At 68.0% G+C, this 16,372-nt stretch carries 13 protein-coding genes; 9 read left to right on the forward strand and 4 right to left on the reverse strand.

Annotation, left to right across the window (positions count from 1 at the left end):
• Positions 1-3: 3 nt before the first annotated feature.
• Genes QE360_RS14290 through QE360_RS14300 form a run of 3 tightly spaced genes read left to right on the forward strand, consistent with a single transcriptional unit; the run spans position 4 to position 2,152 of the window.
• Positions 4-285, forward strand: a complete 282-nt coding sequence (locus tag QE360_RS14290; RefSeq protein ID WP_309702514.1) for an HPr-rel-A system PqqD family peptide chaperone — start codon at positions 4-6, stop codon at positions 283-285.
• Positions 282-1,127, forward strand: coding sequence for an HprK-related kinase A (locus QE360_RS14295; protein ID WP_309702516.1), 846 nt, complete (start codon positions 282-284; stop codon positions 1,125-1,127). Before QE360_RS14290 ends, QE360_RS14295 begins: the two co-directional genes overlap by 4 nt.
• A complete protein-coding gene (locus QE360_RS14300) occupies positions 1,112-2,152 on the forward strand; it encodes a nucleotidyltransferase family protein (RefSeq protein WP_309702518.1) in 1,041 nt (346 codons plus the stop codon). Before QE360_RS14295 ends, QE360_RS14300 begins: the two co-directional genes overlap by 16 nt.
• Here QE360_RS14300 and QE360_RS14305 read toward each other — a convergent pair.
• Positions 2,112-2,804 carry an HAD-IA family hydrolase gene (locus QE360_RS14305; RefSeq protein ID WP_309702520.1) on the reverse strand — a complete coding sequence of 231 codons (693 nt, stop codon included), beginning with the start codon at positions 2,802-2,804 and terminating at the stop codon, positions 2,112-2,114. The two genes, QE360_RS14300 and QE360_RS14305, sit on opposite strands and share 41 nt — an antisense overlap.
• Before the next feature lie 63 nt (positions 2,805-2,867).
• Here QE360_RS14305 and glmU point away from each other — a divergent pair, with 63 nt between their 5' ends.
• From glmU to QE360_RS14325, 4 genes are all read left to right on the forward strand, one after another.
• Complete coding sequence (gene glmU, locus QE360_RS14310) at positions 2,868-4,232, forward strand: bifunctional UDP-N-acetylglucosamine diphosphorylase/glucosamine-1-phosphate N-acetyltransferase GlmU (RefSeq protein ID WP_309702523.1); 1,365 nt, start codon at positions 2,868-2,870, stop codon at positions 4,230-4,232.
• Positions 4,233-4,239: 7 nt separating this feature from the next.
• Complete coding sequence (glmS, locus tag QE360_RS14315) at positions 4,240-6,063, forward strand: glutamine--fructose-6-phosphate transaminase (isomerizing) (protein WP_309702525.1); 1,824 nt, start codon at positions 4,240-4,242, stop codon at positions 6,061-6,063.
• A 92-nt stretch (positions 6,064-6,155) separates the two neighbouring features.
• Positions 6,156-8,045, forward strand: a complete 1,890-nt coding sequence (locus tag QE360_RS14320; protein WP_309702527.1) for an EAL domain-containing protein — start codon at positions 6,156-6,158, stop codon at positions 8,043-8,045.
• 5 nt (positions 8,046-8,050) lie between these two features.
• Positions 8,051-9,856, forward strand: a complete 1,806-nt coding sequence (locus QE360_RS14325; protein ID WP_309702529.1) for a sensor histidine kinase — start codon at positions 8,051-8,053, stop codon at positions 9,854-9,856.
• Positions 9,857-9,864: 8 nt separating this feature from the next.
• On the opposite strand, the gene dinB is transcribed toward QE360_RS14325, so the two are convergent.
• The gene (gene dinB, locus QE360_RS14330; RefSeq protein ID WP_309702530.1) at positions 9,865-10,974 is read right to left on the reverse strand and encodes a DNA polymerase IV; all 1,110 of its coding nucleotides are present in this window, start codon (positions 10,972-10,974) and stop codon (positions 9,865-9,867) included.
• 177 nt (positions 10,975-11,151) lie between these two features.
• Here dinB and QE360_RS14335 point away from each other — a divergent pair, with 177 nt between their 5' ends.
• Together QE360_RS14335 and QE360_RS14340 are read left to right on the forward strand one after the other, a co-directional pair.
• On the forward strand, positions 11,152-14,208 hold the full coding sequence (locus QE360_RS14335; protein WP_309702532.1) for a diguanylate cyclase: 3,057 nt from the start codon (positions 11,152-11,154) through the stop codon (positions 14,206-14,208).
• Positions 14,205-14,468 carry a DUF5818 domain-containing protein gene (locus tag QE360_RS14340; protein ID WP_309702538.1) on the forward strand — a complete coding sequence of 88 codons (264 nt, stop codon included), beginning with the start codon at positions 14,205-14,207 and terminating at the stop codon, positions 14,466-14,468. Before QE360_RS14335 ends, QE360_RS14340 begins: the two co-directional genes overlap by 4 nt.
• 5 nt (positions 14,469-14,473) lie before the next feature.
• Here the strand turns inward: QE360_RS14340 and QE360_RS14345 are convergent, their stop codons facing one another.
• Together QE360_RS14345 and QE360_RS14350 are read right to left on the reverse strand one after the other, a co-directional pair.
• Positions 14,474-15,412, reverse strand: coding sequence for a DUF808 domain-containing protein (locus QE360_RS14345; protein WP_309702540.1), 939 nt, complete (start codon positions 15,410-15,412; stop codon positions 14,474-14,476).
• A gap of 77 nt (positions 15,413-15,489) precedes the next feature.
• A complete protein-coding gene (locus QE360_RS14350; RefSeq protein WP_309702542.1) occupies positions 15,490-16,362 on the reverse strand; it encodes a LysR family transcriptional regulator in 873 nt (290 codons plus the stop codon).
• Positions 16,363-16,372: the final 10 nt, after the last annotated feature.

Consider the following 16,372-nt stretch of genomic DNA (forward strand, 5'->3'; position numbering starts at 1 on the left):
CACATGGCCGCTCCGCGCTACCGCGCGGCGGGGGCGGAGCTTTTGCTGGTCGAGCCGCTGGACATGTTCACCGCCGTCTTCCACCGGCCGTCGGGCATCACCCATTTGCTGACCGAACCCGCGCCGCAGATCCTGCGCGCGCTGGCGGATGCGCCGCTGGACGCCGGGGCGCTGTTGGCCCGGCTGTCGCGGGACTTCGATCTCGGCGAGCCGGGCGATGCCGAGGCGATGCTGCTGGCCCGGCTGGCCGAGCTGGAGGCGGCGGGGCTGGTCGAGAGGCTATGAGGTATCGGACGACCCTGCGCGTCGGGCCGGTCGGCTTTCGCATCGGCTCCGACTGGCGGGGGCCGATCGCGGCGGTCGAGGCGCTGTACCGCGATTATCCGCGTGCCGAATTCGCCGATTTGAGCGTGCGACTGGAGGCCGGGCAGCCCTGGCGGCGGTGGCTTCGCCCCTCCATCCATATCGGCGGCGATTACCGCTTGCCGGAGGCGGCGCCGCTGCCGTTGGCCCAGGGGCTGCTGGCGGCCGAGCTGGGCATGAACCTGCAAATGGCGCTGGGGCATCGAAGGCATGTGCTGCTCCATGCCTCGGTCGTGGCGCGCGGTGACAAGGCCATCGTGATGAGCGGCATATCCGGCGCGGGCAAGTCGACGCTGGCGTTGCTTCTTGCCGAGCGGGGCTGGCGGTTCATGGGCGACGAGTTCGCGCTGATCGATCCCGCATCGGGGCTTGCCTTTCCCTTCCCCCGCCCGGTCAGCCTGAAGAATGAGAGCCTGGCGGCGATTCCGGCAGGCCGGGTCACCGGACCGCTGCTGTCGGGAACGCCCAAGGGCGACATCCGCCATGTCGCGCCCGACCCCGCCGCCATCGCCGCGATGGATGAACCCGCGCGGCCCGCCCTGCTGCTGTTTCCCCGTTTCGGCTTCCCGTCGGCGATCCGCCCGCTGCCGCCGGCCGAATGTTTCGTGCGGCTGACCCAGGCATCGACCAATTATGTCGCGATGGGCGAGCCGGGGTTCCGCGCCCTGACTCGCCTGCGCGCCGAGGTTCCGGCGGTCGCCGTCGATTATCCCGATGGCGAAGCGGGGATCGCCGCCGTGGAGGCGCTATGGGCCGCGCTCTGACCCCCGCTCTAACCCCCGTCGAGCGGCTGATCGCCCTGCTGCGTGAGCCGGGATGCGCGCGGCATCTGACGGCAAGCGACTGGACGGCGGTGCTGACCGTCGCGCGGGCCGAGCTGCTGATCGGCACGCTGGCCTATCGGCTGGACGGATTGGACCTGCCGCCGCGCGTCGCCCTGTGCCTGGCCGATGCGAAGGCCGCGGCGGAGGAGGGGCGGCGTGCGGCGCTGTGGGAGGCGAACCGCGTCGCCCATGCGCTGGACCCGCTGGGTCGTCCGGTCATCCTGCTGAAGGGGACGGCCTTCGTGGCGGTGGGGCTGGCGGCGGGGTGCGGGCGATCGATCGGCGATTGCGACATATTGCTGCCCCAGGCCGATCTGGACCGGGCCGAGGCCTGGCTGATCGAGGCGGGATGGGAGTGGGTCAAGCCCGACCCCTATGACGATCTTTACTATCGGCGATGGATGCACGAACTGCCGCCGCTGATCCACCGCGACCGCGACCGGATGCTCGACGTGCATCACACCATCCTGCCCCCGACCGCGCGACCCAAGCCCGACGCGGCCGGGCTGATCGCGGGGGCGGTGCCGCTGGCCAACGGGCTTGCCGTGCTGTCGCATCTCGACATGATCGTCCATGCTGCCGCGCATCTGTTCGCCGATGGCGACCTGACGGGCGGGCTGCGCAATCTCTGGGATATCCACGCGCTGGTCGACGAAGGAGGCTGCGAAGGGTTGGCCGAGCGGGCCCGCCATCATGGGCTGGACCGAGCCGTCGCCCGCGCGATGCGGTTGAGCCATGCGCTGTTCGGCACGCCCGTGCCGCCGCAATGGCAGGCGCTGACGCTCGCCGACCGTCTCTATCGTCGCCGCATCCTGGCGCGTGACGGCTGGGGACGCGGGCGGCATCCCCTGACGCGTCTGGCCTTCTATCTGCGTTCGCACCTGATCCGGATGCCCCTGCCGCTCCTCCTGCGGCACCTGTGGATCAAGGGGCGGAAGGCGCGAGCCGCTCCAGCGTCGGGATGAGGTTGTCATAGCCGTCGATGATCGCATCGGCGCCCAGCGTCTCGACCGGCTGGCTGAGAAAGCCGAAGGAACAGGCGATCACCGGCAGGCCGGCGGCCTTGGCGGCCTGCACGTCGAAGATCGAATCGCCGACAAAGGCCGCCGCCCCGCCGCCGCATCGGGCGACGAGCGCCTGGATCGGGACCGGCGAGGGCTTGGCGACGCCCATCGTGTCGCCGCCGATGATCGCATCGAACCGGTCGGTCAGCCCCAGCCCGTCCAGGATCGCTCGTGCGAAGCGTTCCAGCTTGTTGGTCATGACGCCCAACCGGACGCCGCGTAGCGCCAGTTCGTCGAGCGCCGCCAGCGTGCCCGGAAAAGGGCATGTATGGTCCGCCAAATGCGCCTCATAATGGTCCAGCAGTCGCTGGTGCAGAACATCCAGCGTCTCGGTATCGCATCCCCCGGTCGCCGCCAGCCCATGTTCCAGCATCCGCCGCGCGCCCCCGCCGATCATCGGCTTCACCGCCTCGACATCGAGGGTCGGACGCCCGATCGAGGCCAGCGCATGATTGACCGCCGCCGCCAGGTCGCCGCTGGTGTCGAGTAAGGTGCCGTCGAGATCGAAGCCCACGATGGAAAAGGGAAAACGGTCGGGTGAATTCGCGTCCATGAGCCATCCTGCGCCAAGTCTCGGTATGGCTTTGGCAAGAAATCCATGGCAGGCGCAACCATCATGACGAGACCAGTCGCCGCCATCATCCTTGCCGCGGGCAAGGGCACCCGCATGAAGTCGGACCTGCACAAGGTCCTTCACCCGATCGCCGGGCGGCCGATGCTGCTCCACCTGATCGACAGCGTCGGGGCGCTCTCGCCCGAACGCATGGTCGTGGTGACGGGCGCAGGGCGCGAGCAGGTCGAGGCGGCCGTGACGCCGCTGGGCGTGCGCACCGCGCTTCAGGCCGAGCAGCTCGGTACGGCGCATGCGGTGGCGCAGGCGCGCGACGCGCTGTCGGGCTTTATGGGCGATGTCCTGATCCTGTATGGCGACGTGCCGCTGGTCGAGACCGCGACGATGCGCCGGATGATCGATCGGCTGGCCGAGGCGGACAGTCCTGCGGCGGTGGTGCTCGGCTTCCGACCCGCCGACCCCGCCGCCTATGGCCGGGTGATCGCCGATGCCGACGGACGCATCGACCGAATGGTCGAGTTCAAGGATGCCAGTGCCGAAGAGCGTGCCGTAACCCTTTGCAATTCGGGCCTCATGGCGGTCCGTTCGGAGGATCTGTTCGGGCTGCTCGACCGGGTCGGCAACGACAATGCGGCGGGCGAATATTATCTGCCCGATATCGTCATGCTGGCGGCTGGCGATGGACGTCCTTCGGCGGTGATCGAGACGAGCGCCGGGGAAGTGGCGGGAGTCAACAGCCGCGCCGAACTAGCGGTGGTGGAGGGCGACTGGCAGGTCCGTCGCCGCGCCCGTGCGATGGCCGACGGCGCCACGCTGATCGCGCCGGAGACGGTGTGGTTCGCCCATGACACCCGGATCGGCCGTGACGTGGTGATCGAGCCCCATGTCGTCTTCGGCCCCGGCGTCCATGTGGCGGACGGCGTGACCATCCATGCCTTCAGCCATCTGGAGGGCGCGACCGTGGCAAGCGGCGCCGATATCGGCCCCTATGCGCGTCTCCGCCCCGGTGCCGATGTGCGGGAAGGCGCACGGGTCGGCAATTTCGTCGAGATGAAGAAGGCGGTGCTCGGCCCCGGCGCCAAGGCGAACCACCTGACCTATCTGGGCGATGCCGAGGTCGGCGCGAACGCCAATATCGGCGCGGGCACGATCACCTGCAATTATGACGGCTTCCTCAAATATCGCACCGTGATTGGCGAGGGCGCGTTCATCGGTTCCAACTCGGCGCTGGTCGCCCCGGTCCAGGTGGGCGCGGGCGCGATCGTCGGCGCGGGTTCGGTCGTGACGAGCGATGTCGAAGCCGACGCCCTGGCGCTGGTCCGGGCGGAGCGGCAGACCAAGCCGGGTTGGGCCAAGCGTTTCAGAGAGATGATGACGGTCAAGAAGGCCGCGAAAAAGGCTGGGGAGTAAAAGGCTTATGTGCGGTATCGTAGGAATTCTGGGCGGTGACGACGTTGCCGAGCGGCTGCTCGACGGGCTGCGTCGCCTGGAATATCGCGGATATGACTCGGCGGGCATCGCGACGATCGACCAGGGTTCGATCGAGCGGCGTCGCGCATCGGGCAAGCTGGTCAATCTGGCGCGCCAGCTTGCCGCGCATCCGCTGCCCGGCACGATCGGCATCGCCCATACCCGCTGGGCGACGCATGGCGGCCCCACCACCAACAACGCGCACCCCCATGCGACCGATCACGTCGCGGTCGTCCACAATGGGATCATCGAGAATTTCAAGGCGTTGCGCGACGAACTGATCGGTCGTGGTCATGTCTTCACCAGCGAAACCGACACCGAGGTCGTCGCCCATCTGGTCAGCGAGAAGGTCGAACAGGGGCTCGATCCGGTTGCGGCGGTCCGCGAGGTGCTGCCGCGCCTGCACGGGGCCTTCGCGCTCGCCATCCTGTTTCGCGACCAGCCCGATCTGCTGATCGGCGCGCGACTGGGCTCGCCGCTGGTCGTGGGATATGGCGATGACGAAACCTATCTGGGATCGGACGCGCTCGCGCTGGCCCCGCTCACCCAGCGCATCGCCTATCTCGACGAAGGCGATTGGGTCGTCTGCACCCGCGAGGGCGCACAGGTCTATGACCGCGACAATAACCCGGTCGATCGGCCCGTCACGATCTCGGGCGTGACCGGTGCGCTGATCGACAAGGGCAATCACCGCCACTTCATGCAGAAGGAGATTTACGAGCAGCCGATCGTCGTCGCCCAGACGCTTCGTTCGTATCTTCAAAGGCTTGAGGGCAAGATCGCACTTCCTATCCCCGAATTCGACCTGTCGGGGATCAAGCGCGTCACCATCGTTGCATGCGGCACCAGCTTCTATGCGGGCATGGTCGCGAAATACTGGTTCGAGCAGTTCGCGCGCGTGCCGGTCGACCTCGATGTCGCGTCCGAGTTCCGCTACCGCGCGCCGGTGATGGAGCCGGGCGGGCTGATGATCGTCATCAGCCAGTCGGGCGAGACCGCCGACACGCTCGCCGCGCTCCGCCACGCCAAGGCCGAGGGGCAGACGATCGCCGCCGTTGTCAACGTGCCGACCAGCTCGATGGCGCGCGAGGCCGACCTGCTGCTCCCGACCCATGCCGGGCCGGAGATCGGCGTTGCCTCGACCAAGGCCTTTACCTGCCAGCTGAGCGTGCTGGCCGCGCTCGCCGCCAATCTCGCCAAGGCCAAGGGGCGGCTGTCCGCCGACGAGGAACGGCAGATCGTCCGCCATCTGGCCGAGGCACCCGCCGCGATCAACGGCGCGCTGGCCTATGACGAGGCGATCGAAGGCATGGCGGGCACTGTCGCGGGCGCGCGCGACGTGCTGTATCTGGGCCGCGGCACCGACTATCCGCTGGCGCTGGAAGGTGCGCTGAAGCTCAAGGAAATCAGCTACATCCATGCCGAAGGGTATGCGGCGGGCGAAATGAAGCACGGCCCGATCGCACTGATCGACGAGCATGTCCCCGTCATCGTCATCGCGCCGTCCGGCCCGCTGTTCGAGAAGACCGTCTCCAACATGCAGGAGGTCCAGGCGCGCGGCGGCAAGGTCGTGCTGATCTCCGACTATGACGGGATCGAGGCGGCGGGCGAGGGCTGTATCGCGACCATCACCATGCCCAAGGTCCATCCGCTGATCGCGCCGATCGTCTATGCGGTGCCGGTTCAGCTGCTCGCCTATCATGTCGCGGTCGCCAAGGGCACCGATGTCGACCAGCCGCGCAACCTGGCCAAGAGCGTCACCGTCGAGTGACGGGGGACCAGACCTGACCATTTACGTCACTTTAAGCGTATCCGGTTACCATTGATCCATATAACGGGGATCGATGGATTCATGGTGACCGGATGCGCATACTGATCGTCGACGACGAACCGGCAATCCACGACAGCTATGCATTGTGCTTTTCCGGCCAGGGTCTGGCGCAGGACGCGATGCTCGACGCCATGGCCGCCGACCTGTTCGGCAAGCCCCAAGCATCGGATGACGAAGGCGATGCGGTGTTCGAGCGTCACCATTATCGCCAGGGCCAGGATGCCGTCGCGGCGGTCGAGCGGGCGCTGGCCGACGGCACGCCCTTTGCCGTCGCCTTCATCGACATCCGGATGCCGCCGGGGTTCGACGGTCGCGAGACGGCACGGCGGATCCGGGCGCTGGACCCTGATATCCATCTGGTGATCGTCACCGGCTATTCCGACTTTTCGCCGGTCGAGATCAGCAAGGTTGCCGGGCCCGCCGACAAGATCTTCTACATCGCCAAGCCCTTCGAGGTCGCCGAGATCTGGCAGACCGCGCTGGCACTGTGCCGTCGCTGGCAGAATGAGCGCGAGCTGGCGGCGACGCGGGTCCTGCTGGCCGCGCAGGTCGCCGCGCTGGAGGAAAAGACCGCCGAGCTGGAGGCCAATGAGAGCCGCGCCATGCATCTGGCGCTGCACGATGCCTTGACCGATGCGCCCAATCGCGTCGCCTTTCTGCGCGCGCTGGACGAACGGGGCCGCCGGGGCGGCCGGTTCGTGACGGCGATGCTGGACCTCGACCGGTTCAAGCTGGTCAACGACACGCTCGGCCATCTGGCGGGCGACGAACTGATCCGCGAGGTGTATTCTACGCTGAACCAGGCTGCACCCGCCGGTGCGCTGATCGCGCGGCTGGGCGGCGACGAGTTCGGCATCCTGTTCGACAGCGCGCATCATGAAGAGGCCGTCGCCGCGTGCGAGCGGATCGTGACCGCCTGTGCGACCACCTTCAGCATATTGGGGCATTCGGTGCGCTGCGGCGCGTCATGCGGACTGGTGGTTCGGCAGGGCGGCGCCGATGGCGATTCGATCGACCTGATCCGCCAGGCGGACATGGCGCTGAACGAGGCCAAGCGCGCCGGGCGCGGCGTCGTCCGGCTGTTCGATGCGCAGATGGACGACGGCATTCGCCTGCGTCGCGGTGTCGAGGCCGGGCTGACTCAGGCGATCGCCCGTGACGAGCTGACCCTGGCCTTCCAGCCGATCGTCGGGCGCGCCGATCTCGACATTGTCGGGTTCGAGGGGCTGGTCCGGTGGGACACCGTCGAACATGGCGCGGTCAGCCCAACCATCTTCATCCCCATCGCCGAGGAGAGCAATCTCATTCACGAACTGGGCGACTGGGTGCTCGACCATGCGCTGGCCGAGTTGCGCCACTGGCCCGATCAATATGTCTCGGTGAATTTCAGCCCGATCCAGTTCCGCCGTTCGCATTTCGTCGCGCATATCCTCGACAGCGTGCAGAGGGCGGGGGTGGCGCCTGGTCGGGTCCAGATCGAGATTACCGAGACAGCGATCTTCGACGATGCCGAGCGCGCGGCCGAGACGCTGTGCGAACTGCGCGACTTGGGCTTCCGCATCGCTCTCGACGATTTCGGCACGGGCTATTCCAGCCTGTACAATATCCGCAAATTCGCGCTCGACTGCCTGAAGATCGATCGCAGCTTCATCGACGGCATGGGGCGTGAGCGCGAGTCCGCCGCGATCGTCCATTCGATCATCCATCTCGGCCGTGCCCTTGGGCTGGGGGTGATCGCCGAGGGGGTCGAGACCGAGGCCCAGGCCCAGGCGCTGCGCGTCGCAGGGGCCAGTCATCTGCAGGGGTATCTCTTCTCCCACCCGATTCCCGCCGAACAGGCGCGGGCGCTGGCGGTGCAGCGTTACATGTCGCTGGACGGTATGCCGCCTACGCAACCCCCGATGGCCGGCGTGCAAGGCTGACCCTGATGCGTACCGCGATCCGGTGGTTGGGCGAATGGTCGCGTCGCCGATCGCTGCGCAACACGATGGTCGCGATGCTGACACTGACCGGGATCGGCGGTGCGGTGGCGGTCGCGACCTTTCTGGCGTTGGTGATCTCACCCAGTTTCGATCGGCTGGAGCAGCAGGCGATCATGGGCTATCGCCAACGGGCGCAGGCCCTGTTGTCGGATATCACCCAGCGGGTCGAGGAGATCGCGCGCGATCATGCCGGTATCGTGCCGGATGTGTTTCCCAACCATCCGATCCAGGGTGTGGCCTATCGTGGAGCCGCCGATGGGCGGTGGAAGGCACGGTGGCGCGATCCCGGACATCCGGACGAGGCGGACGCCATGGCGTCCGCGCTGGCGGATGCGATGAACCGCAGGGACCTTTCGCAGCTGCTTGAAGGGCGGGATTCCAACAGCTTCTATCTGCCGCTGCGCGGGCGGATCGCCGCTATCGGTATCGCCACCGTCACCGGCGTGGTGGGACGACCGCGCGACTATCTCGCCGTCGCCAGCATTCTGACCCCCGCCCACCTGTCCCGCGCGATGCACAAGACGGCCCGCCTGACCGGCCCCGCATCCGGACCGGACCGGACCATGTTCAAGGGCACGCGGCGCATGGAGATTGCCGTTCCGGTTCCGGGTCTCGATGGTCGCGCGGTCGGCATGGCGCGGTTCCGGATCTCGCGTGAGGTCACGCTGCTTGGCCGTCGGGTGCTCCTGCTGGCGACGGCCGGATCGATCCTGCTCCTGGTCTTCACGCTGCTGATGCTGCGGCGTGCGCTGGGATGGCTGGTGCTGGCACCGCTCGGCCGTGTCGAGCGCCATATGCAGCGGGTCCAGGCGTCGGGCGTCCTTTCTCCCTATCACGACAGGGAGGGGCGCGACGACGAATTCGGTTCGCTCGGCCGCAGTTTCAATGCGATGCTCAGCCAGTTGAAGGATCTGCGCGAACAGAATGAGATACAGAGCTTCGCGCTCGGCCGATCGGAAAGCGCGGTGGCGGTGCTGCACAATGTCCGTAACGCGCTATCCCCGCTCGGCGCCATCCTCAGCCATGGCGGCGATCGGTCGCCCGCCTATGATCGTGCGTTGATCGACCGGGCCTTGGTGGAACTGGCGGGGGAGGGCGTTCCGCCCGAACGCCGGGTCAAGCTGGTGGCGTTCGTCGCGGGCGCGCTCGATGCCGAGACCAAGGCGCGCGAGGCGGTGCGGGCGCGGCTCGATATCGGGCGCGATGCGATGCGTCAGACGCTGGAGATCATCGGGGCGCAACAGGCCAGAGCGCATGAACGCCCCCCACGCGAACGCTGCGATGTCACCGACATCATCGCGCGCAATGCCACCATCGCCCGCTATTCGCAGGCCGCCTCGATCCATTTCGCCTTTACCGCCCGGCCCTTTCCCGTATTGGCCAATCGGGTGATCCTGAGCCAGGTGGTCGGCAATCTGTTCGCCAATGCGATCGAGGCGATCACCGAGACCGGGCGCGACCATGGTGCGATCACCGTCACCATCCAATCGGAGGGTGGCCGGGTGACGGTGCGGATCATGGATGACGGGCAGGGCTTCGACCCGGCGCTGGCGACCAAGCTGTTCCGGTCGGGCTTTTCCACCCGGACCGAGAAATCCGGCGGGCTGGGCCTCCACTGGTGCGCCAATTCCACGGCCGCGATGGGCGGATCGCTCGAACTGCATAGCCATGGGCAAGGATTGGGGGCGGTCGCGATACTGGTCCTCGAAGCGGCCGAGGAGACGGAAGCGGACGCCGACCGGGCCGTGTGACCAAAGGCCTATAAGGGCAGTTCGGCCTGGCTCGGCCCTTCTTCACCGCCATGCGCCAAGTTGAGGCCCGACAGCGTCAGTCCCAACAGCCGGACGCCGCCGGCCACCGGCAATTGCTGATCGAGAAGGTCGAGACCGATCGCCAGGAATTGCGCTCGCTCGGTGATCGGCTGGCCGGTCGAGCGGGCGCGGGTGATGGTACGGAAATCGCTGTACCGCAATTTCAGCGTCACGGTCCGCCCGGCGACGCCGCTCCGCTCGATCCGGACCCATGCGGCCTCGACCACCCGCTCCAGCGCGGCCCGCAGCGCGTCGCGTTCGGTCAGGTCGTTCTCGAAGGTCCGCTCGGCGCCCACCGACTTGGCCTCGCGATGGGCGCGGACCGGGCGATGGTCGACGCCGCGCGCCGCACCGTGCAGATAGTCGGCATAGCTGCCGAAATGCCGTTGCAGGACATCGAGCGGCCGCTCGCGCAGGTCTTGCCCGGTCAGGATGCCCAGCGCCTCCATCTTGCGCGCGGTGACCGGACCGACGCCGTGGAAACGCTTGACCGGCAGGGCGGCGACGAAGGCCGGTCCCTGCGCCGGAGGAATGATGCAAATGCCATCGGGCTTGTTCTGGTCGGAGGCGAGCTTGGCGATGAACTTGTTGTAGCTGACCCCGGCCGAGGCGGTCAGCCCGGTCTCCTCGCGAATGGCGGCCCGGATCGCCTCGGCGATCGCGGTGGCCGAACCCAGCCCGGCCCGATCGCTGGTGACGTCCAGATAGGCCTCGTCCAGCGACAGCGGCTCGATCTGGTCGGTATAGCGCGCGAAGATTGCCCGGATCTGCTGCGAAACGCTGCGATACACGTCGAAGCGCGGGGGGACGAACACCAGGTCGGGACAGCGGCGCAGCGCGGTGACCGACGGCATCGCGGATCGGACGCCATAGCCCCGCGCCTCGTAACTGGCCGCCGCCACCACGCCCCGCGCGCGCGATCCCCCCACGGCGACCGGCCGTCCGCGCAGACCCGGATCGTCTCGCTGTTCGACCGACGCATAGAAGGCGTCCATGTCGACATGGATGATCTTGCGGTTGTCGCCGACGGCGTCGGGGGCAGGGGGCTGGAGCGACACGGAAAAAAGCTCGTCAGGTTCGTCGGCCGATCAGGCACGGCCCTGGAAACGAAACAGGAACGCGGGCGGTTCGTCAAGTCGGATCCCGTCGCTCGCCGGGAAAGGCCGATACGCGGCGTATGGCGCAATTAACCCGGTTTTATCAGGTCGCGTGATATGGGTTCCCAGCATAAGCCTATGAAGCCATACCGTCCCCTGGCCGCGCTGGCCCTGTTCCTTTCGGTCATGATCCTGCCCTTTGGGCGCCTTCAGGCGGCCGATTCGTGGGCGGCATGGCGATGGACGTCGTTCGCGAGCCTCGGCGAAGCGATCGGTCTGCCGCATATCACGACCACCGCGGTCGTGCGCGCGCGCGACGGGACGATGTGGATCGGCACCCGTGGCGGCCTGACCCGCTATGACGGCCAGCGGGTGCGGACCTTCAAGCAGCGCCAGACCGATCCCCATTCGCTGCCCGACAATTATGTCCGCTCGCTGATGGCACTGCCGGGCGGGGGCGTGCTGATCGGGACGAATGTCGGCGGCCTGGCCCGCTACGACCCGCAACGCGACGCGTTCATCCGGCTCAAGCCGACCCACGGCGCGATCGGAGCCCGCATCTTCAGCTTCACGCCGGACGGGGCGGGTGGCGCCTATATCGGCTCGGACGGCGGCGTGCACCACTATATCGCCAGGCTCGATCGCGTCGATCCGATGACCGAAAGCGCGATACCCTCGCCCGATGGCCGCCCCCAGGGCGCCTTTGCGGTGTTCCGCGACGGCGACGGCACCCTGTGGGCAGGCTCCGACCATGGCCTATGGAGGCGTGCGCCGGGGACGCGCCCATTCACCCATGTTTCGCTGGGCGCGCACAAGCCATCGGGCGATGTCTGGTCGATCCTGCGCGACCGCCGGGGGCGGCTTTGGGTCGGTACCGGGTCGGATGGCGTATACCTGTCCGAGAATGGCGATCCCCGGCATTTCGTCCAGCTGCCCACGCTGACCAGCGATGCACCGTTGATCGGGCACCGGACGATCCGCGCCTTTGTCGAGGACCGGCTCGGGCGGATATGGATCGCGACCGATGGCATGGGCATCGTCCTGCTCGACCCGGCGCGCGGGTTCGCCGCCAGCGGGCTGCGTCACGACACGGGCAATCCGCTGGCGCTGGCCGGGGATACGGTGCGAGCCCTTGCGATGGACGATGGCGGCGGGATCTGGGCTGCGACCGAACTGGGCGCGTCGCGGACTCAGGGGCCGGGGGGCGGCGTGCTGCGCATCGGTTCGGCGATGCACGACCCCCGGCTGTCGCTGGCCGATGACAATGTCCGGGGCGTGCTGGTCGATCGTCGCCAACAGATTTGGCTGGGGTTCAGCAACGGCTCGGTCGATCGGCTCGACCGGGCGGCGGGGCAGGTCCGCCACCTTGCGCTTGCCGGGCATCATGCCGGTCAGGATATCAAGGCGCTGCTCGAATCGTCGGATGGCTCGATCCTGATCGGCGCGCGCGGTGTCGTGGCGATCGATCCCCGGACGCTCGCCACCCATGATCTCGTCATCCCCGAGCTTGGCGACCTGCCGGTCATTTCGCTGGCCGAGACGAAGCGCGATCTGCTGATCGGCACCTATAAGGGACTGTACAAGCGCGACCGGGCGACCGGGCGGGTGACGGTGTACCGGCACGATCCGGCGGACCCGCGCAGCCTGCCCAATAACGAGGTCATCAACATCCTGCCGCGGCCCGATGGCCAGGTGCTGGTCGCCACGCCCGGCGGGATCGGGCAGTTCGACCCGCGCAGCGGCCGGTTCGTCTGCTATGCCAATCGGGCGAACGATCCCTATAGCCTGCCGCAGGATTATGTCGGGTCGATGGTGCCCGACGGACGTAGATTGTGGGTCGGCACCTATGGCGGCGTGGCGCTCGGCCGCACGACGCGCGACGGCTGGAAATTCCGCGCGATCGGCGAGGCGCAGGGGCTGGCGGGCGACAATGTCGCCTCGCTGACGCCCGACGCCCGGCGTCGCCTGTGGACGGCGAGCGCGGGCGGGATATCGGTCATCGATCCGACCACGCTCCATGTCCTGGAAATGAGCCAGCGCGACGGCATGCCGATGCGTGCGTTCAACCAGCGTGCGGCGGCCACCATGAACGACGGATCGTTGCTATTCGGCTCGCCCGAGGGGTTGATGGTCCTGCAACCCGATCTGCTGCTGGGGCGGCAGGACAGGAGCGATACCGCCCAGCTGATCGTCAGCCAGGCGGATATCAACGGGCGGCTGCTGGCGATCGACTCGGTCGCGCGCGACCCGGTGGTGCATCTCGATCGTCAGGGCCGGACGTTGCGGCTGGGCTTTTCGCTGACCGATTATGCGGCGCCCGAGGAGATACGCTATCGTTATCGGCTCGAGGGGTTCGATGCCGACTGGATGACGGTGCCTGCGGGCACCCCTGCCACCGCCATCTATACCAACCTGCCCTCGGGCGATTACTGGCTGACGCTCAGCGCACATGTGCCGGGGCTGGCGGCGCGGACGGTGACGCGACAGGTACGGATCACCGTCGATCCGCAATGGTATGAAACCTGGCCCGCCCGGATCGGTCTGAGCCTGTTGCTGCTGGTGTCGATCGGCGGCGCCTTCTGGCTGGTGACGGCGGTGATCCGGCGGCGCGCCGACGTGCTGGAGGCGATCGTGGCCGAGCGGACCAGCGCGTTGCGCGTCGCGAACGCCCAGCTCGACCGGCTGGCCAGCACCGACCCGCTGACCGGCCTGGCCAATCGCCGCACCTTGATGAACGAAATGGAGCAGGCCGCCGAGCGGGCATGCCGTTCGGGCGGCGGCTTCGCCTTCGCGCTGCTCGATCTCGACCATTTCAAGCGGATCAACGACGAACATGGCCACAGCGTCGGCGATGCCGTGCTGGTCGAGGTGGCGCGACGTATCCAGGGGGCGGTGCGCGCGAAGGACTGCGTCGCGCGCTATGGCGGGGAAGAGATCGCGATCCTGTTTCCCGACACCGGGCTGGAGATCGCCACCGCCATCGTCGAGCGGCTGCGGCGCCAGATCGCCGGATCTCCGGTCATGGCCGAACATGGCCCGGTGCCGGTCACGATGAGCGCCGGGGTCGCCCATTGGCGGGCGGGCAATATCGCGGGCGACCTGATGCGCCGCGCGGACGAAGCGCTCTACCGCGCCAAGCGGGGCGGCCGCGACAGGGTGGAGCAGGCCCGCGATCTGGAAAGGGTCGATGGATGACCTTGCGGGAACCGGAGGTGGGCGCCACCGTTGGCCCGATGATGACGAGCGACGACGCCCTTTCGGACACGCCCACCCACTCGCTGACCGGCCGGCTGGTGCGGCGGCACGGCGCCTTCATCCTGCAATGCGATGACGGCGCGACATTCGAGCTGCGTCTGTCGCGCGTGCCCGTCGATCATGTCGGCAAGTCGGTGACGATCACCGGCCGGTTGCTCGGTCCCGACCTGCTGGAGGCGGAGGGCGTCCGCGCCGCCTGAGCGGATCAGTGTGCGCCCTTGCGGGACGGAAGCAGGTGCAGCCCCCCCGCAATCACCCCGCCGACGATCAACCCGACGATCGCGGCACCGATCGCGCTGACGATCCAGGCGATGGCAGCCCCGGCAAAGGGCAGCGCCTCGCCCGCGTGATGCGCGGTGTCGTGGATCAGATGGGGCAGGGCGGTCAGCCCGAATTCTTCCATGCCGTGCACGATGATCCCGCCACCGACCCAGACCATCGCGGCGGTGCCGACGATCGCCAGGATACGCAGCAAGACCGGCATCGCCTTGACCAGCCCGCGCCCGATCGTCTGCGCCAGCGCATTGTCGCGCTGCGCCAGGTGCAGGCCGATATCGTCCATCTTCACGATGGCGGCGACCAGCCCGTACACGCCGACGGTGATGGCGATGCCGACCAGCGCCAGCGCAATCGCCTGGGTCCCGATCGACAGGTCGGGCAGTTCGGAGAGCGCGATCGCCATGATCTCGGCGGACAGGATCAGGTCGGTGCGGATCGCCCCCGAAACCTGGCGATCTTCCAGCGTTTTGGCATCGACCGCCGCTTCCTCCTCGGCCTCGCCATGCCCGCCGATCAGCGATTCGAGGATCTTCTCGCTCGCCTCGAAGCATAGGAAGGCGCCACCCGCCATCAGGATCGGGGTGATCGCCCAGGGTGCGAAGGCGCTGAGCAGCAGGGCGGCGGGAAGTAGGAACAACAGCTTGTTGCGCAGCGACCCCAGCGCGATCTTGCCGATGATCGGCAATTCGCGCTGCGGCGACAGCCCGACGACATAGCGCGGGGTGACGGCGGTGTCGTCGATCACCACCCCGGCGGCCTTGGCCCCGGCGCGGGCGGAGGCCGCCGCGACATCGTCAAGCGACGCCGCCGCCAGCTTGGCGATCGCCGCCACGTCGTCCAGCAATGCGACCAGACCCCCTGCCATCGAACCGTAACTCCCCAAATTGATGGGGAGTGCCTAAAGCCTGTGTCGGGCCGATGCACGGAAAAATGACGGGGCCGTCATGTCATCCAGGCCGCCCCGCGCCATTGCTCGGTCAGATGGGCGATCAGCGCGGGAACCGCGGCGGGGGCGCCGACCGGCGCGTGGAGGCCCCAGATGCCGACCTCGACCGATCCCTGCCGTTCGGGAAGCACGCGAACCAGTCGTCCATCGGCCAGCGCATCGGCCACGTCCCAGAGCGAGCGAAGCGCAATGCCCGCGCCCGCCAGCGCCAGTTCCCGCACGGCTTCGCTGGAATTGGTTTCCACCCGGCTCTCGCCCTCAACCGTCGCGCCGGTCAGGCGCCAGGGCAATTGCCCCTGTGCGGCGATCAGCCGGTGTCGGCGAAGCTCCGCGACCGTCGCGGGATGGCCTTCGCGCTCCAGATAAGCCGGGCTGGCGCAGAGCAGGCGGCGGTTGTCGGCAAAGCGATGCCCGGCCAGCCCCGGCGGCGGCGCGGTGGTGATCCGGATCGCCAGATCGACCCGCGCCGCGGCCAGATCGACATAATCGTCCGATAGATCGAGTTGCAGCCGGACCGCCGGATAGCGATCGAGAAAGGCGGGCAGGCAGGGCGCGACCCAAAGCCGCCCGAAAGAGGTTGGAACGGTCAGCCGCAACGGCCCGGCCGGGGCGGCGGCGGTCTGGCTGATCCGCGCCTGGGCCATGCGGAGCCCAGCGACCAGCGGCGCGACATCCGCGTGAAAGGCCTCTCCCGCCTGGGTCATCGTCAGCCGTCGCGTCGTGCGATGAAGCAGCCGGACGCCCAGCCGAGCCTCGAGCCGCGCGATCCGCTTGGACACCATGGCGGGGGACAGCCGCCATGCCCGCGCCCCACCCGCCAGGCTGGCTTCGCGCACCACATCGACGAACAGGGCGATATCGGGGTCCATTCGTTCCTCC

Source organism: Sphingomonas sp. SORGH_AS_0789, assembly GCF_031453055.1.
Classification (GTDB): domain Bacteria; phylum Pseudomonadota; class Alphaproteobacteria; order Sphingomonadales; family Sphingomonadaceae; genus Sphingomonas.

Coding starts and splice junctions, on each gene's coding strand:
- QE360_RS14340 (WP_309702538.1), top strand. CDS start 14,205: ATGACCTTGCGGGAACCGGAGGTGGGCGCCACCGTTGGCCCGATGATG.
- QE360_RS14295 (WP_309702516.1), top strand. CDS start 282: ATGAGGTATCGGACGACCCTGCGCGTCGGGCCGGTCGGCTTTCGCATC.
- QE360_RS14325 (WP_309702529.1), top strand. CDS start 8,051: ATGCGTACCGCGATCCGGTGGTTGGGCGAATGGTCGCGTCGCCGATCG.
- glmS (WP_309702525.1), top strand. CDS start 4,240: ATGTGCGGTATCGTAGGAATTCTGGGCGGTGACGACGTTGCCGAGCGG.
- QE360_RS14290 (WP_309702514.1), top strand. CDS start 4: ATGGCCGCTCCGCGCTACCGCGCGGCGGGGGCGGAGCTTTTGCTGGTC.
- glmU (WP_309702523.1), top strand. CDS start 2,868: ATGACGAGACCAGTCGCCGCCATCATCCTTGCCGCGGGCAAGGGCACC.
- QE360_RS14350 (WP_309702542.1), bottom strand. CDS start 16,362: ATGGACCCCGATATCGCCCTGTTCGTCGATGTGGTGCGCGAAGCCAGC.
- QE360_RS14305 (WP_309702520.1), bottom strand. CDS start 2,804: ATGGACGCGAATTCACCCGACCGTTTTCCCTTTTCCATCGTGGGCTTC.
- QE360_RS14345 (WP_309702540.1), bottom strand. CDS start 15,412: ATGGCAGGGGGTCTGGTCGCATTGCTGGACGACGTGGCGGCGATCGCC.
- QE360_RS14320 (WP_309702527.1), top strand. CDS start 6,156: ATGCGCATACTGATCGTCGACGACGAACCGGCAATCCACGACAGCTAT.
- QE360_RS14335 (WP_309702532.1), top strand. CDS start 11,152: ATGAAGCCATACCGTCCCCTGGCCGCGCTGGCCCTGTTCCTTTCGGTC.
- QE360_RS14300 (WP_309702518.1), top strand. CDS start 1,112: ATGGGCCGCGCTCTGACCCCCGCTCTAACCCCCGTCGAGCGGCTGATC.